The following is a 20327-nucleotide window of genomic DNA, read 5'->3' as shown; positions in this document are numbered from 1 at the left end:
GACCGTCGACACTGAGCGTCACCCCAGCGCGGCGCTCGGTGCTAGCGGTGCCGTGCGGTCTCCTGCACAATCAGGGACATGGCCGAGCTTCGGGATCTCAAACGCCGAGTAGTCCATCGCATGCAAAAACTTGTGGTCAATCCGATCGGCAGACAATTGCCGGTGACCATGCTGGAAACCATCGGTCGCAAGAGCGGACAACCCCGCCACACCGCGGTGGGCGGCAAGTTGGTGGACAACCAGTTCTGGATGGTCTCCGAACACGGCGAGCATTCGGATTACGTTCGCAATATCAAGGCCAACCCAGCGGTTCGGGTGCGCCTTGACGGCGAGTGGCGAAGCGGAACCGCTCACCTATTGCCCGACGACGACCCGCTACGGCGGCTGGGCAACCTGCCCCGGCTCAACAGCGCGGTCGTTCGGGCGATCGGTAGCGAGTTGCTGAGCATCCGGGTGGATTTGGACTGACCATGGCCTATGACACCGGCCTGGCCGACCGGATCCGTGAGTTGCTGGCTCGACAGCCCGGCGTGGATGAAATGCGCATGTTCGGCGGGCTTGCATTTCTCATCAGCGGGCACATGGCCGTTGCCGTCAGCGGGCAGGGCGGACTATTGGTCAGAGTGCCGCCGGAAGACGCCGACAAGCTGCTCGAGCGTGATCACGTCAGCCCCATGGTCATGGCCGGACGCGAAACCCGCCGCTGGCTGCAAGTGGCCAGCCAAGGCGTCAAAACCAAACGTCAGCTTCAGAGTTGGGTGGACCGCGCCGTGGGCTACGTGCGCACGATGCCGCCCAAGTAACGAGCGCGGAACCCACGCCCTGGCCTCCGTTGCCGCGAAGCGCCGCCGGCGGTGAGCCCCTAGTGTTGCCGTGAGGAATCATACGACCGAGGGCAGCCGAGTAGTGCAGTGGTTAGGAGAGTTATGAGTGCAGGCTGGATTATCCCGTTCATCATCCTGGGCGGAGCTCTACAGACATGTGGAGCTGCGATGAATGGGCAACTGTACAAACACATGATCAACCCATGGCTGGCATCAGCGATTTCGTTTGCGCTGATCACGATATTTTTCGTGGGCGCATTCCTCATCATGCCCAACCCGCTACCCACCACCAAGGACATCGCCTCGATGCCGTGGTGGGCCGTGGTCGGCGGCCTCGTCGGAGCGGTGCAGGTGTATGCGGGCCTGACATTGGTCAACAAGGTGGGCGCGGGCACGTTCATTGGGGTCACGGTCACAGCAGCACTCATCATGTCGTTACTGATCGATCATTTCGGCTGGCTCCGGGTGGACGCTCATCCGCTCACCCTGTGGCGGGCCCTCGGCGGTGCGTTCCTGGTTTGCGGGGTGGTATTGGTTGCCAAGTTCTAGCGGGCGACCGTCCTGGTGGCCGTGGGCGCGCCAAGGGCCCACCGTTGCGATCGCCGGATTGATGGATCACCCGGGCGGTGTCTGGAATGTCCGCGACGATGTCAAAGCGCGGGATTCCAGTTGCCGTCAATCACTTCGGGTGGGTGCTGAGCCTGTAACCGTTCCCGCTCGGTGCGTCGGCGCTTGATTCGTAGCCGCGCATCGGCCGGCATGGTTACCAACTCGTCGGCGGTCAAGTAGTAGACATCATCGATGGTGTCCATCAGATCGGCTGTTACCCGACGAGATGCCAGTTCGCGCAAAGTCATCCGGAGGTCGTGGGTGAACCGGATGGTGGTGTCATGGGCGAGTTCGCGCGAACCGCGGGCACTGGCGGCCAAGCGCTGGGACAAGGTCGGCGCCGCCGCCGGTGTCGCGGGTGCTGCTGCGGCTTTGGCCGCCGCTGTCAGCAGCAGCGCCGGATCGTCACCGAAAGACGGGTTGGCCAGCTCCGCTTCGCCGCAACCCCGATGCGCGAGCCGGGCAACCGTAGCGTCAAGTGCGGCGGCCGCTGATGCCGATAGGGCTCGGATGCTGTCTACGTTGCCGTCGCGGGCCAGCGCACACAACGGAGCATCGGCGCGCAGGATTTCGGTCAGCGCCGCGGTCTCCGCGGCGATACGGCCGCTTTCCATGATCACACCGACACCGGAGACGCTGGTTCCGGCCCGGGTGTGCTCGAGCGTTGCGGCGGTAACACCTGTATCGATGACCCATAGCGCCGTGAGGATCCAGCCTTGGTGAATCCGGTCCCGTAACAACCTAATCCGAACTTCCAGGCTGGCGTCGGGCAGCGTAGAGAGCTGCTCGGCGCCAACGTGTTCGTCAGCCGCCGCGGTCACGTAAGCCTGCGTATCAGCACGGATATGACGTAACAGGGAAAGCGACCGCGCCGTCACCAGCACCTTGGCCGCCGACCGCAGGGGTCCATCGGTCAGCTGGGGCCGGCCGAACGGCAGCAGCTCGGTGACCTGGGTGTTGCCCCCCAATGCTTGCTGGGTGACTGCTCGCTCATTCCAGCCGGGCAATTGGGTCGCGGCGACGAGATTGGCCGACACCCCAACATAGGGGCGATGTCCGAACACCGCGATAGCCCGGCTCCCCCACTCCTCGGCGACGACGTCGCCAAGGGCGAGCACTTGGCCCATCGCTCGCCCCGCCGCGCGCAACCCGCTCATCTGGACGTCCAGGGTCATCGGGGTCAGCGGCCCGGGCAGCGCCTCGGCGAGACTGGCCGCGCTGAAGACTGGGAACCGCGGGTCGATCCGGTCGTCGAACTCGCCCTCCAGCCCGTCTGGTGCCGCGGAATCCAGGGCGGTCCCGTCGGCGGGCGTCAGTCGCGGTGTCGGCTCCACCGGTAGCGCCAACTGGGCCGAACCGATGGTCGCACCGGCGGGATCTAGTCTGCGCCCGACCAGGCCACGGCCGGTATCGACGATCGCATCGGTGGCCTGCCACCCGTACTGAAAGTTCCAATCTTCCTGTGCTGCAGCGATATCCATCTCAGGGATCAACTGTGACCAGCCTTGAACCCGGTGCGGCCGCAACCGCGGGTCGACTGATCCGAGCAGCCGCCAGGCGGTGACCACGTTTGTGGTGTCGGGCGTGGCCAGGTCGACGACACCATTGCGGTCGGTGTCCAGCGCCAGAACCAGGAACCGGACCAGATCGTCGAGGTGCAGTACCCGCATCGGCCGGGCGGAGACCTTGGAGCGCATCAGGGTCGCGACCGTGCGACACACCATCCAGTCGAGCTGGCGGCCGACCGGCGGTGCAATGCGGATGACCAAACTCGGTGCCCAACCGGTCGACACCAGTGTCTCGGCTTGTTGATAAAGCTCCGGCGAGCCCGCGGCCTGGGACACGAACAGCAACCGCGCGCCGGCGCGGGCCGCAGCGTTGCTCACGTGTGCCAAGCCAGTGATGCCCGCGGCACCCGGCGCGCCCTTCTCGACAGGGGCGAGGTGAATCACCGCGTCCGCTTCGCTGGCTAACTCCAATAACACTGGGTTGCGTAGCGATGCGCAAACAAAATCGACGTTGGGATCCAGGTAGTCGTGTGGGTGGGAAGATATACCGCTTACGGTGTGTCCCGCAGCGATCAGCTGACGTGTGACTAGCCGCCCGATCGCTCCCGCGGCGTCGGTAACCAGGACGTGCACCCTACTCACCTCCCCCAACGCTTTCCATGACAATAGGCATGTTGGCCCCATTTGCGCGACACTTGAGTCTCGACCGTGACACTTCGGTGCTGGATGCACCCGCTATTACCGGTGCGGCCGGTTACCGCAATGTCGCGTTGCCATCGGCAGCGATGGCAACCTTTGCCCCGGCGATGTCCCCATGCACGGTGGCATTGGCCGATGTGGGATCGGTGATCACGCCTAAGGTACGCGCCCCGGTGGGCGTGCGCACGGCGACGAAGGCCTTCTCGGGCTGCCCGTCTCTGGTGAAGGGCGTTGTCCAGGCCTCGACGGCGCCGACGCCGTCCCATCCGACCAGGGCGGCCCGGGTGGGCTCGCGGTCCACCAGCGGTTGCACGTCTTCCCAGCGGAACTCCGCGGGTGGCTCGGTGCCGTACACGCCGATGCTGTGCTTGGTCAGGTAGCCGCCGTTGGCGGTGATCAGCCCGCGCCGGCCGGGGTTGGCCGCCAATAACTCGGCCATGGTGGCAATCGAATGTGTGACGTAATTGTTCCACGGGCCCCCGGCAAAGGTCAGTCCGCCGGTGACGGTCAACGGCCGGTCGGTATCGTCGACGGGCAGCCCGAGTTCGTGTGCGGCAACCTGCACCGCGGACGGGAAACACGAGTACAGGTCGACGTAGTCGGCATCGTCGATGCCCAGACCGGCGAGTTCCAACGCGCGTGCCCCGGCAATTCGGATGGCCGGCGACTGGTGCAGCTCGGCGCGCTCGGCAATCGAGAAGGTGTCGTGCGCCTCGGTCCCGGTCTGCGGGTAGACCCAGCGTTCGGTGGGCACCCGCAGTCGTGTCGCCTGTTCGACCGACGTGAGGATCAGGGCGGCGCCCTGGTCAACCATGTTGTTGGAGTTCATCAGCTTGGTGTAGGGCCAGCTGATCATCCGGTTCTGCGGGCCGGGCCGACAAATCTGTTCGGCGGTCATCGGGGTGCGGATCCAGGCGTGCGGGTTATCCACCGCGACCGCGTTGAACCCCGCCCACAGTCGGCCGACTCTGCTGCGGTGGTCCTCGATTGACTCGCCGTTGGCGATGCGTAGCGCCTGCTCGAACATCGGATAGACGTAGGCAGGCCGATCCAGCTTGATTCTGATTTCGCTCTCGCCGGCCATCGGCACATCCTGGCCGGCGACCCGTGGCAGCGGAACGGATTCGTCCTGAAGCGTCCAGGTCAGTCGGGCGCCCTTGGACTTCAGACCGGTCCTGGTCCGCCACGTCTCGGCGCCGGCGATCAACACCACCCCGGCTCGACCCCGCTGTACGTCCAGGCACGCCTGGCTGACCAGAGACTGCGGTGTGTTGCCGCCGACGCTGCTGTAGCTGGTGGTGAAACCACTGGCCTGCAGCCGCTCGCCGAGCAACTGGCCGGGATTGCGGTAGTGCGCCGAGAGCACGCGGACCACGCGAATGGAGTCAACGGCCGCGAGCACCCGGGAATCGGCCGCCTGCTGCGCCGCGGCGAGCATCAGATCGACAGGCTCGACCGACGGCATGGTGGGGTCGATTTCATCGCGGTAGTTGACCTGGCCGTAGCCGATCAGCACCGGCGTGCGGGGGTCTACGGCCATGAATCGAACCTAGCGCCGACCCTCGCCGGCCACCGCACGTCGCGCTCGACCTCGGGCCGGCGGCGCAATCGAGCGGGCGAAGGCGTCACCGGCTTTCCCCGGAGCCCTGCTGTTCGGTGGCCAGCTGCTCGGAGTTAGCCGACGGGGCGAACAGCACGCCTTCGGTGATCAGGAACTCGATTTCTTCCGGGCTCATGTCCAGCAGCTCAGCGCAGATCTCTCGGGTGTCCTGACCCGGCTGCGGCGCGGGGCGTTGTGGTGACTGCGGGATATGGCGAAACGGCGCCGGGCCGGTCTCCGCGGGCAGCGGGCGCGCGATGAGCGGATGGGTCATGTCGCGGAACAGGTTTCGCGCGATTAGTTGCGGGTCTTCCAGAAGGTCCGGCGGGCGGTTCATCGGGCCCGCTGCAATCCCTGCCGCCTGCAGCGCCTGGGCCGCCTCGAATGGGGTGTGGTCGGCGGTCCAGGCCGACACGACTGCGACCAATTCGGCGCGATTGGCCATGCGCGACTCGGCCGAGGCGAAGCGCGGGTCATCGGCCAGTTCGGGTTGGTCGATCAGCTTCGCCGCACAGCGCCATTCGTTGTCCGAGCAGATGGTGACGACGCACCACTCGTCGTCACCGCCGCAGGGGCATACCGCGTGCACACTGAGGTCATTGCGGACTTCGGCGATGCCGGCGGCCAGTGCGGCCTCGGTGACGAACAGGGTGTCGAGCTGATTGACCACAACTTCGGCTTGCGAGATGTGTACGTGGGCTCCGGCACCGGTGCGGTGACGGTGGATCAGCGCGGCTAGCGCCAGGACGGCGACGATTCGCCCGACAACGTGGTCGGGGAAAATTGTCGTGGCGTCGTAGAAGGCATGCCGGGAACCGTCGGTAGCGGCGTCTTCGGATGTCCACACCCGGGTCACGCCGGTGGTGGCTCGCACCAACGGGCCGTATCCCAGCCGGGTACTCCAGGGGCCGCGATTACCGAACGCGCTGCTGCCGGCGAGCACGATGTGCGGGTTGAGGGCATGGAGGTTGGCGTAATTGAAGCCCAGCGAGGTCAGGGTGCCCGGCTTGAAGTTGGCGAACACGGCGTCGGCCGCGGCGACCAGGCGACCGAAAATTTGCTTGCCCTCGGGGCTGCGCAGGTCGAGGCCGAGCGCACGATGATTACGGTGCGTCCAGGCAAACGACTCACTCATCGCGTCACCGGCACGGGCCTGTCGTAGCCCGTCGGGGTAGTCGGCGCTTTCGACCTTGATGACCTCGGCGCCCAGGTCTCCGAACAGCCGGCTCAGCTCGCCCCCCGCGACGATGATGCCCAGATCGAGAATCCGCAGCCCTTCGAGCGGGTAGCCCCCCACGCTGGCCGTGCTCGCAAGCTCAGGAGCCGGGTCGGCCAGCCAGCGCGGCTGGTCTTGGCCCACGGCGGGTGCGGGAGTGTGAAACCCCGCCCGCTGCTCGTTGACCACGAAGTATCCGGTGGGGACCTTGGTATGCACCCCGGGGACCAGTTCGGCCTCGGTGATGGCTCCCACCGCCTGGAAGTGTTCGGAGGCCAGAATCCGCGACGGTGTGAGGACGGCCGCAATCGGGACCCCGTGGGCTTGGCCGGCAGCCACCAGCTCCTTCATCGTCTGGGGGGCAAACAGCGCCGCAACCAACTCACTGATCTGCGGCCAGGCCGCGAAACGAGCACCGATCACGTCGTACTTGGGATCCTGAAACTCTGGTGGTTCCCCCAGCCAGCGGCGTAGGCCGCGCCACTGGCGCGGCGCCATCACGCACAATCGCACGTACCCGTCCTGGCACGGGTAGATCGGGTAGGCGTCCTGGTTTTTCGGGCGTCCCCGCCACCGCGCACTGCTTCGGATGCCGGCCGCGACCTGCCCGTGTGCCCCGAATGCCGGGTCAAGAGCCATCACCACCGCATCGAAGCGCGAGAAGTCGATGTAATCGCCGGTACCGCAACGCAATTTGTTGTAGTAGGCGGCGAGCACCGACCAGGTCGCCTGGACCGCGGCTGTCGCCGAAGCGATGCCATCTGGCGGCAATACCGGGGTGCCGGTGGTGGGCCCTGACCGTGATAGCGATCCCGACATCGCGTAGAGCACCGCGTCGGTTGCCCGCCACGACGATCGCGGACCCGATGCACCGAAGTCGGTGAACGACAGCGCCACCAGATGGGGGCAGCGATCGGCTAGCTCCACACACGATGTGCCGTAGCTGCTGGCCTGCCCCGGCAGACCGCTGTCGACGAGGATGTCGGCGCCGGCGGCCAGCTCGAGCAGCCGTGCCCGGTCGGCTGCGTCGTTGGGGTCCAGCACCACGCTGCGCTTGTTGGCGTTGTGCACGGCGAACGGAATGCTGGCGCCCGCCAGCGTGGGCGCCTGGTTACGTCCGGGGCTCCCGCCGGGCGGCTCCACCTTGAGGACGTCGGCGCCGAGGTCGGCGAGCAGGCGCGTGACCGTGTCGGCGGTACCGCCGGACAAGTCCAGGACGCGCACCGCGGCGAGCAGCTGGTCGGCCATTTGCATACCGTAGCCGCCCGGTGGCAGCGGGCTCCGCACCAAACGGACCGCCGACCGGCCAAGCGCATCGGTGCGGCCTCGGCCAGTCGATGATGCCGCGCCGGGCGGCTAGGTCAGTGAGCAGCGGTAGCGCATTTGATCGACCGGGGTGTCGCCGATGATCTCGGTGCGACGCGTGCCGTCGAAATTCCATCCATCGCGTTCATAGAAGCGCCGAGCGCGGGCATTGCCATCCAGGACCCATAACACGGCTGCGGTGACGCCAACCCGCCGCAGCCGTTCTCGGGCGGCAGTCATGAGCAACCGTCCGACGCCGGTGCAGACATGCTCGGGATCGACATAGATCGCCCGGAGCTCACCGAAGTTCGACAGCTCCGTGTCGCGGGATAGACCGGTGGTGGCCAGGCCGCGGATCGCCGAACCGTCGACCGCCACCTGGGTGGAGGGTAGCCGCAACCCCATCCGGCCAACGGTGTAGCGGTCGACCCAGTCTTGCGGGCTGAGATTGTCGAGGTAATCCTGGGAAATCAGTCCCCGGAATGCCCACTGCCACGAACGCACATGCACCCGGGCCACGTCATAGGCATCCTCCGGGGTGGCTGCGCGGACCTCGATCATGGTTGCAGTATCGAGACTGTCTGCCGCAATGGCCATTCAATCGGCGTGCGCGCCCATCACCAGGGCCATTTGCGCAGCGGAGCCGTCAGTGCTGTGCTTGGCGGGTCGACTAGTTGACACCCGTCAAAGTCGGGGAGGGCGAAATGGCAGATTCGACAACCATCGGCGTCAGGGTCCGGGACAAAGTCATCGTGATCACCGGCGGTGCACGGGGAATCGGGCTGGCAACCGCGACCGCGCTGCACAAGCTGGGTGCCAAAGTCGCGATCGGCGACGTTGACGAACCCGCTGTGAAGGAGGCCGGCGCCGACCTCGGCCTCGAGGTGTACGGCAAACTCGATGTCACCGACCCAAATTCCTTCTCGGACTTCCTCGATCAAGTCGAGCGCCAACTCGGCCCACTCGACGTGCTGGTGAACAATGCCGGCATCATGCCGGTCGGGCGGATTGTCGACGAGCCGGATTCGGTGACCCGGCGCATTCTGGACATCAATGTCTACGGCGTCATGGTGGGCAGCAAGCTTGCGGCTCAGCGAATGGTTCCCCGCGGGCGGGGCCACGTCATCAACGTCGCATCGCTGGCCGGCGAGATCTACGTGGTGGGCCTGGCCACCTATTGCGCAAGCAAGCACGCGGTGATCGCATTCACCGATGCCGCCAGGATCGAATACCGCACCACCGGGGTGAAGTTCTCCATGGTGTTGCCGACCTTCGTCAACACCGAACTCGCGTCGGGGACGCCGGGGATGAAAGGGTTCAAAAACGCTGAGCCCTCTGACATCGCCGACGCAATCGTCGCGCTGGTGGCCAATCCCAAGCCTCGCGTGCGGGTCACCAAAGCGGCCGGCGCCATGATCGCCTCGCAGAAGTACCTTCCCCGCTGGCTGTCCGAAGGCCTCAACCGACTCCTCGGGGGTGAGCATGTCTTCACCGACGACGTCGACGCCGCCAAGCGCGAGGCCTACGAGGCCCGGGCCCGCGGCGAAACCGGAGAAAGCTGAGCGCCGTCAACGGGTTGTTCATCGACGGCACGCACAATCGATGAGATGAGCCCAGAAAATCGTGCCACCAGCGAACCCGCTCCCCTGTCCGACGACGACCTGGCCCTCATTGACGCCTATTGGCGCGCCGCCAACTACCTGTCGGTCGGCCAGATCTATCTGCTGGACAATCCACTGTTGGCCGAACCGCTGGTGCCCGCGCACGTCAAACCCCGGCTGCTGGGTCACTGGGGCACCACCCCCGGCCTCAATCTGATTTACGCGCACCTGAACCGGATAATTCGCGAGCGCGACGCCAACGTCATCTACGTCACCGGGCCCGGCCACGGGGGGCCCGGACTGGTGGCCAATGCGTACTTGGAAGGCACCTACAGCGAGGTGTACAGCGCCATCGCGGAGAACACCGACGGAATGCGGCGGCTGTTTCGCCAGTTTTCCTTTCCGGGCGGGATTCCCAGCCATGTCGCGGCGCAGACGCCCGGGTCCATTCATGAGGGCGGCGAGCTCGGCTACGCGCTGGTGCATGCCTACGGCGCGGCCTTCGACAACCCCGACCTGGTGGTCGCCTGCGTGGTCGGTGACGGTGAAGCCGAGACCGGTCCACTGGCGACAAGCTGGCATTCGAACAAGTTCCTCAACCCCGCCATCGACGGGGCGGTGCTGCCGATCTTGCATCTCAACGGCTACAAGATAGCCAATCCGACCGTGCTGGCCCGCATTCCGCATGACGAGCTCGAATCGCTGTTGCGCGGCTACGGCTACCGGCCCATCACGGTGGCCGGCGATGATCCGCCCCGCGTGCACCAGCAGCTGGCCGGCGCGCTCGACGAGGCGTTCGACGAGATCGCCGCGATTCAGCTCGCCGCCCGCACCGGCGGCGATATCAAGCGCCCGGTATGGCCAATGATCGTGCTACGCACCCCCAAGGGCTGGACGGGGCCAAAAGTCGTCGACGGCAAGAAGGTCGAGGGCACCTGGCGATCCCATCAGGTTCCGCTAGCTGACACCCACGACAACGCGCAGCACCGTGACCAACTTGAAGAATGGCTGCGCAGTTACCGGCCCCACGAGCTGTTCGACGATCACGGCAAGTTGCGAGCGCAGCTGCGGGCGATGGCTCCCAGCGGCAATCGACGGATGAGCGCCAACCCGCACGCCAACGGCGGGCTCTTGTTGCGTGACCTCGATCTGCCCGACTTCCGCGACTACGCGGTGCAGGTCAATAGCCCGGGCACCGAAATCCACGAAGCCACTCGGGTACTCGGGACATTTCTGCGCGATGTGATCAGGCGAAATCCGGATCGATTCCGTCTGATGGGTCCGGATGAGACGGCGTCGAATCGCCTCAGCGCCGTATTCGAGGCAACCGGCCGAACCTGGCTGTCGGAGACCACGGCCGATGACGACCACCTCTCGGCCGAAGGCCGCGTGATGGAGGTGCTGTCAGAACATCTGTGCCAGGGCTGGCTGGAAGGTTATCTACTGACCGGCCGCCACGGCATGTTCGATTGCTACGAGGCCTTCGTGCATATCGTCGACTCGATGTTCAATCAGCACACGAAATGGCTTTCCACCAGCCGGGAGCTGCCGTGGCGGCGGCCGATCGCATCGCTGAACTACCTGCTGAGTTCCCACGTGTGGCGGCAGGACCACAACGGCGCTTCCCATCAGGATCCCGGGTTCATCGACCTGGTCGCCAACAAGCGTCCGGAGGTGGTCCGGGTCTACTTGCCGCCGGACGGGAACACCTTGCTTTCGGTTGCCGACCACTGCCTGCGTAGCCGCAACTACGTCAACGTCATCGTCGCCGGCAAGCAGCCCGCGCTGGCTTATCTGGATATGGACGAGGCCATCGCGCACTGCACCCGGGGACTGGGCATCTGGCAGTGGGCGAGTACGGCCAGCGGCGAGCCCGACGTGGTGCTGGCCTGCGCGGGAGACATTCCGACGTTAGAGACACTGGCGGCCGCCGATATCCTGCGTCGCGAACTGCCCGACCTGGGTGTCCGGGTGGTCAACGTCGTCGACATCATGCGTTTGCAGCCGGAGTCCGAGCACCCCCACGGCTTGCCGGACCGCGAGTTCGATGCGCTGTTCACCCGCGACAAGGCGGTCATTTTCGCCTACCACGGCTATCCATGGCTGATCCACCGCCTTGCTTACCGTCGTGCCAACCATGCCCGCATCCATGTGCGCGGGTTCAAGGAGCGAGGCACCACGACTACGCCGTTCGACATGGTGATGCTCAATGACCTGGATCGCTTCCACCTGGTGATCGACGTCATCGACCGGGTGGAGGGCCTGTCCAGCCGGGCTGCGGTGCTGCGGCAGCGGATGGCCGATGCGCGCCTGGCAGCGCGCCAGTACACGCGTGAGCATGGTGAGGACGACCCGCGAATTGCGGATTGGGCCTGGGAGCCGAGCGAGCAGAATGAGCTTGGCGAGTGATGGGAGCGAGGCGACCTGTTGGGCCTGGGAGCCGAGCGAGCAGAATGCGCTTGGCGAGTGATGGGAGCGAGGCGACCTGTTGGGCCTGGGAGCCGAGCGAGCAGAATGAGCTTGGCGAGTGATGGGAGCGAGGCGACCCATGCTTCGGCGCTAGCCTGTGTGGGTGGCGCATGTGTTGACAGTCAACTTGGCTCGTACCCGGGCGAATCCCGACGTGCGTTCGACGTCGGAAATGACGGGTATCGACAAAGTGGCGGCGGATGAGGCGGTAATGGTCCGTGCCCCCGGGCCCATGCAGGGGGGCCTGGGGAGCGGTCTGGTCGGGGACACCATCGGCAATCACAACTTCCATGGGGGTGACGATCAGGCGGTGTACGCCTACTCGCGAGAAGACCTTGACGCGTGGGAGGCGCAACTGCAGCGCACCCTCACCAACGGAATCTTCGGCGAAAATCTGACGACCTCGGGTCTCGACGTCACTGGCGCGCGGATCGGGGAACACTGGCGTATCGGCGCCGACGGCTTGGTGCTGGAAGTCTCCGCGCCGCGGGTCCCGTGCCGCACGTTCGCGGCGTTCTTGAATCTGAAGCAATGGATCAAGACCTTCACCCAGGCCGGCAAGCCCGGCGCCTACCTACGGGTGATCTCGCCCGGAACGGTGCGCGCCGGCGACACGATCACCGTCGACCACCGGCCTGATCACGACGTGACCATTGGGCTGGTATTTCGTGCTCGGATGGCTGAACCCGACCTGCTTCCCAAGCTGCTGGCGGCAGATGCGCTGCCGGCCGAAATCAAGGCGGATGTGCGCCGTCGGCTGGCATCCAACACTGGCTGAGCGCGTCGGCCTCGGCGACTGTGAGCAAGTAGACACTCGACGTGCGTCGGTGCGCATACGACAGCAAGGAATCACCGGTGAGCACGGCGCCACGGGGCGGCCCGATCCTTTCGAGCTGCTGTTGGCCCCGCCGAGTTTGTAAGGGTTGTCTGCCCTTTCGGTGATGTGGGCCGAGGAGACGAGCGGGCGGCCGCATCTCGCGGCCGCCCCGGTTGCCCTTGCCTGCAGTTGGCCGGTACCGCTGGCACCGACGAAAAACGGAGGTGGACGACCGCCCCGCAGGTAGAATCGGTCGGCATGCGTGACCATGCGACGACGGCCCCTCACCCGGATGCGCTAATGACGCAGCTTTCCGCGCTGCACAGGTTGCGTATCCACCTTGATGTCGCGGTTGTTGTGGTGGTGTTGGTGCTGACAAATCTTATTGCGCACTTCACCACGCCGTGGGCGAGCATCGCGACCGTCCCGGCGGCCGCGGTCGGGCTGGTCATCCTGGTGCGTAGCAGAGGTCTGGGCTGGGCCGAGTTGGGGTTGGGGCGGGAGCACTGGAGATCTGGGATGTTCTACGCGCTGGCCGCGGTTGGCCTGGTGGTCCTGGTGATCTCGGTAGGTGTGCTGTTGCCGATGACTCGGCCGATGTTCATGAACAACCACTACGCGACGGTTTCTGGCGCCGTGATTGCCTCTATGGTCATCATCCCGCTGCAAACGGTCATCCCCGAGGAGCTCGCCTTCCGCGGGGTGCTGCATGGGGCGCTGAATCGGGCTTGGGGATTTCGCGGGGTGGCGCTGGCGGGATCATTGTTGTTCGGACTTTGGCACGTCGCGACGTCGCTGGGACTGACCAGTAGCAACGTCGGTTTCACCCGGTTGTTCGGTGGCGGGATAGTCGGGATGGTCGCCGGCGTCGTCTTGGCGGTCCTGGCCACCGGGGCCGCCGGCTTCGTCTTCAGCTGGTTGCGCCGCCGCAGCGGAAGCTTGATCGCGCCGATCGCCCTGCATTGGTCGCTGAACGGCGTGGGTGCCCTGGCGGCCGCTGTGGTCTGGCACCTGTCGAGCTGAACCTCGTTACACGATCAACACCGCGGCGCCGGCGATGCGGCCCGCGCTGAGGTCGCTGAGCGCGCGGTCAGCCTGCCCGAGCGGGTATTCGGGCGTGGTGACCTCGATATGATGCTGGCCCGCAAAGTTGAGGAAAGCCCGGGCATCACCGCGGGTGTTGGACGTCACCGACCTGATCTGACGTTCCTGGAACAAGTGACGCTGATAGTTCAGCGGCGGGATGTCGCTGAGATGAATCCCGGCGACCGCCAGGGTGCCACCACGGTCGAGGCCCGCCAGAGCCGGCAACACCAGCTCCCCTACCGGGGCGAACAGGATCGCGGCATCCAACGGTACCGGTGGTGGGTCGGCGGCCCCCTGAGCCGATGCGGCGCCAAGCTCGAGTGCCAACTCACGCGCCTCAGCTCCACGGGTCATCACATGCACCTCGGCTCCCTGGGCCAGCGCGACCTGTGCGGTGATGTGCGCGCTGCCGCCGAACCCATACAGGCCCAACCTGCCGCCGGGTGGTAGTTCGGCCCGCAGCAGGGAGCGGTAACCGATGATGCCGGCGCACAGCAGTGGGGCCAGCTCGCTATCGCTGTAGCCGCTGGGCAGATGGTGGGCAAACGCCGCGGGAACGGTGGTGAATTCTGCGTATCCCCCGTCAGCGTCCCATCCGGTGTAGAGGGACTTCGGGCACAGGTTCTCATCGCCACGGCGGCAGTACTTGCACACCCCGCAGGTGTGGCGCAGCCAGGCGATGCCCACCCGGTCGCCGACGGCGAACTCGTCGCCGGCCTCGGCCCCTACTTCTACGACCTCTCCGACCACCTCATGTCCCGGCGTCACCCGCTCCCGGTGCACCGCCAGATCGCCCTCGGTGACGTGGAGGTCGGTGCGGCACACGCCGCATGCTCGCACCGCCACGAGCAGTTCGGAGGCCGCCGGTCTTGGTACTTCGACGTTCACCCGCTCCAGCGGGCCGGTGTCGATGGGACCGGGCCGGCGCACCTGCCATGCACTCATCGTCGGGGTACTCGCGGGTGCGGCCATCAGTCCATGATGACGCTGCCGCCAGGGAAGGCTCGACCCGCCACCGTCACCAGGGATCCAACGCGCTAGTGGCGGGCCTTGCCCACGATCCAGAGCAGGATCACCGAGCCCAGGATCGCGGTGAACAAGGTGAACCACCAGCCGCCGGCGGCGGTGTCGACAAAGAAGCTCAGCAAGAAGCCACCGATCAGCGCGCCGACGACGCCGATCACGATATTCATCACAATGCCGGATCCGCCGCCTTTGACGATCTTGCCGGCAATCCAACCGGCGAGCGCTCCGATGATGATGTAGCCGAGCCAGCCGACACTGGTCAAGGTGGTGGAGCGAGCCAGGAATTCGGTAGCTGCCATAACGTCCATCGGGATCTCCTTGCAATCACTGGCAATGTCCAACTGCGGTGTCGGACCGTGACCTCGGTATACCCCGTTCGGGTAACGATGGGGATGCGATTCTGCGAAGCCAAGAATATCCCCGCCTAGTTGGCGGGGACTTTCTTGTCAGGGGCAGTACGGCCTCAGGTCGGTTGTGTTCGCGGTGCTGGGGCGACGGTCGGAGCCACCCCAGCGGCCGGCGCGGGAGCCGGTGCGGGGACGGGTTCCGGCGCGCCCGGTTGGGGCGCGGGCTCACCCGGCGCAGGTGCCGGTGCCGGTGGTGGCATCCACGGCCGGATCGACTCCGCCAGTACCTTCGCCGCACCCTTGTCGACGGGGTCATTCGAGGTTCCCAGCCAGACCACAAACCAGCGCTGCGGCGGTCCTTCGTTGGGCGTGCTGCCCGCGGGAGTGCCGACTACGCCCGTCCAGATCTGTCCGTTGGGCTTGGACTCATCGCTGAACTTCACTTCGTAGTACGACGCGCTTCCGGTTATCCCGTTGGCGTTGAGCGGAATGGTTTCCTGATTGATCCGGGTGCCGGGATAAGGCATGAAGAACTCACCCATATCCGATCCCAGCCGGACGGCGGCCTTGGGATTGGTGGCCTCAGCGCTGGCGTAGAGCTTCTGGTCCAACCGCCCCAACACGACTCGCGTGTCGTTGGCAATCGGCGGAGCCTGTCCTGGCATGGGTGGCTCGCCCGTCATCTTGCTCAGCAGCGCCGACCCGTAGTCCAGGTGCGAAGCGTCGGACTCGACCCAGCCCGCCGGAACGACGAAGCTGAAACCACCGACCGCATTGTTGACCCGCCCGGGCTCCGGTGCATTCGGGTCAACCACCGGTGGCGGTGGGGCGTTGGGGTCAGCTGGTGGTGGGGGTGGCGCGTTGGGGTCTGCCGGTGGTGGGGGTGGCGCGTTGGGGTCTGCCGGTGGTGGGGGTGGCGCGTTGGGGTCTGCCGGTGGAGGCGGCGGAGCGTTGGGGTCCGCTGGTGGCGGTGCGGCATTGGGATCCGCCGGTGGCGCCGCGGTGGTCGACGGTGCCGGCGCAGGCGCCGGGTCGGCGCTGGCGGTCGCCGGAAGGGCAATGGAGACAACGCTGGCACTGCTCACCGCTGCGAGCGCTAGCGTTGTCCAGAGTCCGTGGCGACGTCGCTTGTTGGGGTCCACCTCATGCATGGCGACGAACCTACCGTGTTGTGGCCGCGAAGCAAGGATGGCCTGCCCATGTCTTCGCTGATCGTGGCGGACCCGGTGGCAATCGCCTAGCGGGCTACCTGGCGGCGCAATGCTTGATGTAACGCCACCTCATGAGCCTTGACGCTGAACCACACTCGCGCCCCGGGCGTCAGCTTCAACTCGGCGGCAGCGTCGACGGTGATGCTCGCGGCCAGGCCGGGCAAGCCGTCGGGCTGGTCCTCACTGCGCACCAACACGGCCGGCCCACGAGTCTGTAGGTCTGCCACGGTCACCTCGGCTGTATTGCGTGGGCTGCCGTGCGGCGGTTCGAGGTGCACTGCCACCGCGGTCGGCGGGAACACGGCGATGGCGTCTTGCCCAAAGTCGAGCGCTTCATTGAGGTCTCGGGCCGGTGTTCCCCTCCATTGGCTACCGAAGCGGGTGTGCAGGGACCCGTCACGGCCGATGGTGCCGCTGACTAGGTTGACCCCCGCGATGCGAGCTCCGAAATTGCTGCGCGGCGCGGCCAGTACGTCGGCGGCCGCGCCGATTTCGGAGATCCGGCCGGCCTCGAGAATCAGCACCCGATCGGCCAGTGTGCATACATCGAGCAGGTCATGAGATATCAGAATTACGGCGCATCCGCTGTCGACCACCACGGCGCGCAGCACCGCCCGGATGGCCGCGGCCGCGGCGACATCGAGTCCGGTCAGCGGCTCATCGAGCAGCAGCACATCTGGTTCGGCCGCCAGCGCCCGGGCGATGGCGACGCGCTGGACTTGGCCGCCGGACAGCTGTCGCGGCCGGCGATCTACCAACTGCTCGGCGCCCACCTTGGCTAGCCACCGCAGTGCCGGTTCGCGTTGTTGGCGGCGACCGGAGCGCAACGTGCCGCGACGGTGATGTGGACCGAACGCCACGTTGGCGCCCACGCTCATGTGCGGGAACAGCAGCGGGTCCTGCAGCAGCAAACCGACTTTGCGGTCGTGGGTTGCCACGTCGATGCCCGCGGCGGTATCGGTCAGCACCCGCTCGCCTAGACGAACCACTCCGTTGTCAGGGCGAACCAGCCCGGCGATGACGTGTAAGACGGAAGACTTTCCGGCGCCGTTGGGCCCCAGGATCGCCAGCACCTCGCCCGCCGCCACCGAGAACTCGACGTCTAGACGACGGTCCGCAACGACCGCGCGAAGCTCTAGCGCGCTCACACCGCGCCGTCCCGCGTCGGCGGCACCGTGCACGCCTGAATTCTGCGAATTGCGCCTGACGTCACGACCCGCGAAATCCGCGCCATACCGTCGGCACTGGGCACCCGATTTGCCCACCACTACGACGCATGCTCACACCCTAAGTGACGGCGAGCATGACCGATGGCCGGTCGCCGCGAGCGGCTAGTGGTGTCCGCTGAAGATGATTCGCATCATCTTCAGATTGATGCGGACGAATCGCCACATCTGGACCGGAAGATTCTGCCGCATGCGCAGTTTGGCTCCGGTGGGTAGTGGGGCGTCGGCAATGCGTTCGGCGGTCCGGACATCCACGTCTGAGCCGCTTTTGTCCGCGTCCGTAAGGTCCATGGAAGCGCCTTTCATTCAGGGATCAGCCACCAGAACGGCCTGGCCTTGGCCTTGTAGATGAACAGGTAGTGCAGCAGCACCTTGATCCAGTGCCCCGCCAGGCCAAGCTCACCGGATGTGCCGCTGATGTCGCGGCCGGTCTGCGGGTAGCGCACCGGGTCGGGCACGACCGGAAACATGGTCATCGCGGCCGCCGAACCCTCACGCAGTCCGGTTCCGGCCGAGGCGATGCATGCGGCGCCCATGGTCGCCATCGAGGCTTGGTGGGCCGGACTCGCGGCGTTGTTGGTGATGCGATCGCGAATGGTCTCGGCCACGGTCTTGGCCATGATGCCCGACGGCATGCCGGTTCGGGGTGGGCTGGGGGTGATCACCGTCCCGGTAACGCTCTTGCGCGGTTTGGAGATTGGGTGCGGCGGCGCGAACGCGATGCCGGGCGCGAAGATGTTCGGATAGGCCACGGATTCGTAGGTGTGTGGCCAGTCCTCGGCGGTCCACTCGTCGTAGGGCTTGCCCGAATAGTCGGCGTCGACCTTGAGGAAGCCCGATGGCGCGAACAACGTGGACGTGATGTCGTTGCCGTCCCGGTCGTAGGCGGCCAGGCTGGCGCCCCTAAATGGTGGCAGCAGCATCGCAAAGTCAAAGTCCAGATCGTGTTCTTTGCCGTCGAGCTGTTCGTAGCGCAGCTTGCCGTCCATCACCTCGTGCACGTGGGCCTGCGTGATCGCCTTGACGCCACGTTCGCGGAATAGCGATTCGGTCCACAGCCGGCTGGACTGCATGAATCCCTTGTCGACGAATCTCATGCCGTCGACCCCGAAATCACCCAGCTCGTACTCATTGGTCAGATAGATGACCTCGGCCAAGTCGCGCACACCGGCGGCGCGCAGTCGATGTTCGACGTTGAAGGTGTACTCGAACGCTGCCCCTTCGCAGGTGCAGGTGCCATGCCCGACACCGATAACGAGGCGCTGCCGCTGGCCGGCCCGCAACTTGGCGATGACCCCGTCGAGCGCCTTGGCGGCCTCGGTGGCGTGGTCGGCAGTACACACCGAATACGAGTGCCCCTCGGGACCGAGGCCCGGCGTCGCCGCGAAATTCAGCTGAGGGCCCGTCGCATTGATCAAATAGTCGTAGCTAAGGCTGCCAGTCTCGCCGCGTCGCCCTTCCTCGGTGTACGTGAAGTCCACCGACGGTGTCTGCTGTTCACCGGTGCCCTCGGGCCGGATAGCGGTTGCCAGCGCCTGGTGAAAGACGATGCCTTTGCGCCGGTAGATCGGTTTGAGGGGAATCAACACCTTCGCCGGTTCCATCCGCCCCACGCCGACCCAGATATTGGATGGAATCCAGTTCCAGTCGGCGTTCGGAGAGATAACGACGATCTCGTGTGCGCGGGGAAGCCATCGGCGCAGGTGCAACGCGGCGGTATGGCCCGCGATGCCGGCGCCGAGGATAACGACTCGTGCCATTGGTCGCTCCTTGATCGAACTCAACTACAGCTGAGGTAGCTAGCCGATCATCATTCTATACCCCCTAGGGTATTTTGTTAAGTGGCATCGACGATCGGATGTCCAGTGCGGCCACCGACGCAATCTGGGGCCACCCGCATTGCGCGCGCGGCATGGAGTCCTCCGGCGCGGCTTGGATAAGTTGTGTAGGTGGGTCACTCAGATAACAACGTGAACGCCGGAATGCTGGGCGGTGTCTCTGAAACCGCATTGCTGACCCTCAACGGCAGGGCTCACCAAGCCGCCAAGCCGAACCCGATCATCGATGACCCGATGGCGATTAAACTTGTTGAATCCATCGATTTCGACTTCGAGAAGTTTGGACGCCGCGGCCAAGAGATGGCGTTGCGATCGCTGGCCGTTGATCGGTGTGAGATCGCATACCTCACCAAGCATCCGGGGGCTACCGTGGTGGCGCTCGCGGAGGGCTTTCAGACCGGGTTCTGGCGGGTGAGCAATGCGCTACCAGATACGCAATTTCGTTGGGTATCGCTGGATCTGGAGCCCGTAATGGAACTGCGGCGGCGCCTGCTGCCGGATTCTGCGCGCGTCACCAACCTCGCACAGTCCGCCTTGGACTACACGTGGATGGACAAGGTCGACTCGCGCGCCGGCGTCTTCATCACCGCCGAAGGTCTACTGATGTACCTGCAGCCCAATCAGGCAATGGAGCTGATCAGTCAGTGCGCCAAGCGCTTTGCCGGTGGACAGATGTTCTTCGACCTGCCACCCACCATCGTCAAGCGGGTTGCCCCCAAGGGTATGCGCGCCTCCAGGCGCTACCGCGTTCCGCCGATGCCATTCAGCCTGTCGGTGAACCAGCTCGCGAGGCTGGTCGACACCGTGCCCGGAATCCGCGCGGTGCACGATGTGCCGATGCCCGAAGGCCGCGGGCTGTTCTTCAAGACCCTCTACCCCGCCCTGTGGCGTTTCCCGCCGATCAAGCCATTCCGCGGCGCCTACGTCCTGCTCGAGTTCGGCTGA

18 protein-coding genes are annotated in these 20327 nt (G+C 65.7%); 8 read left to right on the top strand and 10 right to left on the bottom strand.

What is annotated here, in order from left to right:
* Window positions 1-78 precede the first annotated feature (78 nt).
* From CCUG20998_RS13300 to CCUG20998_RS13290, 3 genes are all read left to right on the top strand, one after another.
* The gene (locus CCUG20998_RS13300; protein WP_036455665.1) at window positions 79-468 is read left to right on the top strand and encodes a nitroreductase/quinone reductase family protein; all 390 of its coding nucleotides are present in this window, start codon (window positions 79-81) and stop codon (window positions 466-468) included.
* A gap of 2 nt (window positions 469-470) precedes the next feature.
* The gene (locus tag CCUG20998_RS13295) at window positions 471-803 is read left to right on the top strand and encodes a TfoX/Sxy family protein (RefSeq protein WP_020728999.1); all 333 of its coding nucleotides are present in this window, start codon (window positions 471-473) and stop codon (window positions 801-803) included.
* Between the two features lie 123 nt (window positions 804-926).
* Window positions 927-1373, top strand: a complete 447-nt coding sequence (locus tag CCUG20998_RS13290) for a DMT family transporter (protein ID WP_011740871.1) — start codon at window positions 927-929, stop codon at window positions 1371-1373.
* A 101-nt stretch (window positions 1374-1474) separates the two neighbouring features.
* Here the strand turns inward: CCUG20998_RS13290 and CCUG20998_RS13285 are convergent, their stop codons facing one another.
* The 4 genes from CCUG20998_RS13285 to CCUG20998_RS13265 form a co-directional block, all read right to left on the bottom strand.
* Complete coding sequence (locus CCUG20998_RS13285) at window positions 1475-3574, bottom strand: NAD(P)H-binding protein (protein ID WP_020728997.1); 2100 nt, start codon at window positions 3572-3574, stop codon at window positions 1475-1477.
* Between the two features lie 121 nt (window positions 3575-3695).
* Complete coding sequence (locus CCUG20998_RS13280) at window positions 3696-5180, bottom strand: acetyl-CoA acetyltransferase (RefSeq protein WP_020728996.1); 1485 nt, start codon at window positions 5178-5180, stop codon at window positions 3696-3698.
* An 85-nt stretch (window positions 5181-5265) separates the two neighbouring features.
* Window positions 5266-7710: a CaiB/BaiF CoA transferase family protein gene (locus CCUG20998_RS13270; RefSeq protein ID WP_020728995.1), complete on the bottom strand. Its 2445-nt coding sequence runs from the start codon at window positions 7708-7710 to the stop codon at window positions 5266-5268.
* Between the two features lie 102 nt (window positions 7711-7812).
* On the bottom strand, window positions 7813-8322 hold the full coding sequence (locus CCUG20998_RS13265; protein ID WP_020728994.1) for a GNAT family N-acetyltransferase: 510 nt from the start codon (window positions 8320-8322) through the stop codon (window positions 7813-7815).
* A gap of 143 nt (window positions 8323-8465) precedes the next feature.
* Between CCUG20998_RS13265 and CCUG20998_RS13260 the strand changes: the two genes are divergently transcribed.
* The 4 genes from CCUG20998_RS13260 to CCUG20998_RS13245 all read left to right on the top strand — a co-directional run bounded on the left by CCUG20998_RS13260 (window position 8466) and on the right by CCUG20998_RS13245 (window position 13671).
* The gene (locus CCUG20998_RS13260) at window positions 8466-9323 is read left to right on the top strand and encodes an SDR family oxidoreductase (RefSeq protein WP_020728993.1); all 858 of its coding nucleotides are present in this window, start codon (window positions 8466-8468) and stop codon (window positions 9321-9323) included.
* Between the two features lie 45 nt (window positions 9324-9368).
* Complete coding sequence (locus CCUG20998_RS13255; RefSeq protein WP_020728992.1) at window positions 9369-11771, top strand: phosphoketolase family protein; 2403 nt, start codon at window positions 9369-9371, stop codon at window positions 11769-11771.
* A 172-nt stretch (window positions 11772-11943) separates the two neighbouring features.
* Entirely contained in the window at window positions 11944-12609 is a 666-nt protein-coding gene (locus CCUG20998_RS13250; RefSeq protein WP_036455913.1) for an MOSC domain-containing protein, read from the top strand.
* 339 nt (window positions 12610-12948) lie between these two features.
* Complete coding sequence (locus CCUG20998_RS13245) at window positions 12949-13671, top strand: CPBP family intramembrane glutamic endopeptidase (protein ID WP_020725278.1); 723 nt, start codon at window positions 12949-12951, stop codon at window positions 13669-13671.
* 6 nt (window positions 13672-13677) lie between these two features.
* Here the strand turns inward: CCUG20998_RS13245 and CCUG20998_RS13240 are convergent, their stop codons facing one another.
* The 6 genes from CCUG20998_RS13240 to CCUG20998_RS13215 form a co-directional block, all read right to left on the bottom strand.
* Complete coding sequence (locus CCUG20998_RS13240) at window positions 13678-14706, bottom strand: zinc-binding alcohol dehydrogenase family protein (RefSeq protein ID WP_020728988.1); 1029 nt, start codon at window positions 14704-14706, stop codon at window positions 13678-13680.
* Window positions 14707-14771: 65 nt separating this feature from the next.
* Window positions 14772-15068: a GlsB/YeaQ/YmgE family stress response membrane protein gene (locus CCUG20998_RS13235; RefSeq protein WP_020728987.1), complete on the bottom strand. Its 297-nt coding sequence runs from the start codon at window positions 15066-15068 to the stop codon at window positions 14772-14774.
* Between the two features lie 155 nt (window positions 15069-15223).
* The gene (locus CCUG20998_RS13230; protein WP_020728986.1) at window positions 15224-16258 is read right to left on the bottom strand and encodes an alanine and proline-rich secreted protein Apa; all 1035 of its coding nucleotides are present in this window, start codon (window positions 16256-16258) and stop codon (window positions 15224-15226) included.
* Window positions 16259-16344: 86 nt separating this feature from the next.
* Entirely contained in the window at window positions 16345-17466 is a 1122-nt protein-coding gene (locus CCUG20998_RS13225; protein WP_036455911.1) for a sulfate/molybdate ABC transporter ATP-binding protein, read from the bottom strand.
* Between the two features lie 183 nt (window positions 17467-17649).
* Window positions 17650-17835 (bottom strand): hypothetical protein, encoded by a 186-nt coding sequence (locus CCUG20998_RS13220; protein ID WP_015355512.1) that lies wholly within the window; start codon window positions 17833-17835, stop codon window positions 17650-17652.
* Between the two features lie 11 nt (window positions 17836-17846).
* Window positions 17847-19304, bottom strand: a complete 1458-nt coding sequence (locus tag CCUG20998_RS13215; RefSeq protein WP_020728983.1) for an NAD(P)/FAD-dependent oxidoreductase — start codon at window positions 19302-19304, stop codon at window positions 17847-17849.
* A 189-nt stretch (window positions 19305-19493) separates the two neighbouring features.
* Here CCUG20998_RS13215 and CCUG20998_RS13210 point away from each other — a divergent pair, with 189 nt between their 5' ends.
* Window positions 19494-20327 carry a class I SAM-dependent methyltransferase gene (locus tag CCUG20998_RS13210; RefSeq protein ID WP_020728982.1) on the top strand — a complete coding sequence of 278 codons (834 nt, stop codon included), beginning with the start codon at window positions 19494-19496 and terminating at the stop codon, window positions 20325-20327.

The organism is Mycobacterium marinum (assembly GCF_003391395.1).
Lineage (GTDB): Bacteria > Actinomycetota > Actinomycetes > Mycobacteriales > Mycobacteriaceae > Mycobacterium > Mycobacterium marinum.
This window is presented reverse-complemented; position numbering and strand designations above follow the sequence as displayed.

What these genes read in the sequence shown, in the direction of transcription:
- CCUG20998_RS13280 (WP_020728996.1), bottom strand. Translation starts at nt 5,180, where the DNA reads ATGGCCGTAGACCCCCGCACGCCGGTGCTGATCGGCTACGGCCAGGTC.
- CCUG20998_RS13240 (WP_020728988.1), bottom strand. Translation starts at nt 14,706, where the DNA reads ATGGCCGCACCCGCGAGTACCCCGACGATGAGTGCATGGCAGGTGCGC.
- CCUG20998_RS13260 (WP_020728993.1), top strand. Translation starts at nt 8,466, where the DNA reads ATGGCAGATTCGACAACCATCGGCGTCAGGGTCCGGGACAAAGTCATC.
- CCUG20998_RS13265 (WP_020728994.1), bottom strand. Translation starts at nt 8,322, where the DNA reads ATGATCGAGGTCCGCGCAGCCACCCCGGAGGATGCCTATGACGTGGCC.
- CCUG20998_RS13220 (WP_015355512.1), bottom strand. Translation starts at nt 17,835, where the DNA reads ATGGACCTTACGGACGCGGACAAAAGCGGCTCAGACGTGGATGTCCGG.
- CCUG20998_RS13245 (WP_020725278.1), top strand. Translation starts at nt 12,949, where the DNA reads ATGACGCAGCTTTCCGCGCTGCACAGGTTGCGTATCCACCTTGATGTC.
- CCUG20998_RS13290 (WP_011740871.1), top strand. Translation starts at nt 927, where the DNA reads ATGAGTGCAGGCTGGATTATCCCGTTCATCATCCTGGGCGGAGCTCTA.
- CCUG20998_RS13295 (WP_020728999.1), top strand. Translation starts at nt 471, where the DNA reads ATGGCCTATGACACCGGCCTGGCCGACCGGATCCGTGAGTTGCTGGCT.
- CCUG20998_RS13300 (WP_036455665.1), top strand. Translation starts at nt 79, where the DNA reads ATGGCCGAGCTTCGGGATCTCAAACGCCGAGTAGTCCATCGCATGCAA.
- CCUG20998_RS13230 (WP_020728986.1), bottom strand. Translation starts at nt 16,258, where the DNA reads ATGCATGAGGTGGACCCCAACAAGCGACGTCGCCACGGACTCTGGACA.
- CCUG20998_RS13215 (WP_020728983.1), bottom strand. Translation starts at nt 19,304, where the DNA reads ATGGCACGAGTCGTTATCCTCGGCGCCGGCATCGCGGGCCATACCGCC.
- CCUG20998_RS13255 (WP_020728992.1), top strand. Translation starts at nt 9,369, where the DNA reads ATGAGCCCAGAAAATCGTGCCACCAGCGAACCCGCTCCCCTGTCCGAC.
- CCUG20998_RS13270 (WP_020728995.1), bottom strand. Translation starts at nt 7,710, where the DNA reads ATGCAAATGGCCGACCAGCTGCTCGCCGCGGTGCGCGTCCTGGACTTG.
- CCUG20998_RS13235 (WP_020728987.1), bottom strand. Translation starts at nt 15,068, where the DNA reads ATGGACGTTATGGCAGCTACCGAATTCCTGGCTCGCTCCACCACCTTG.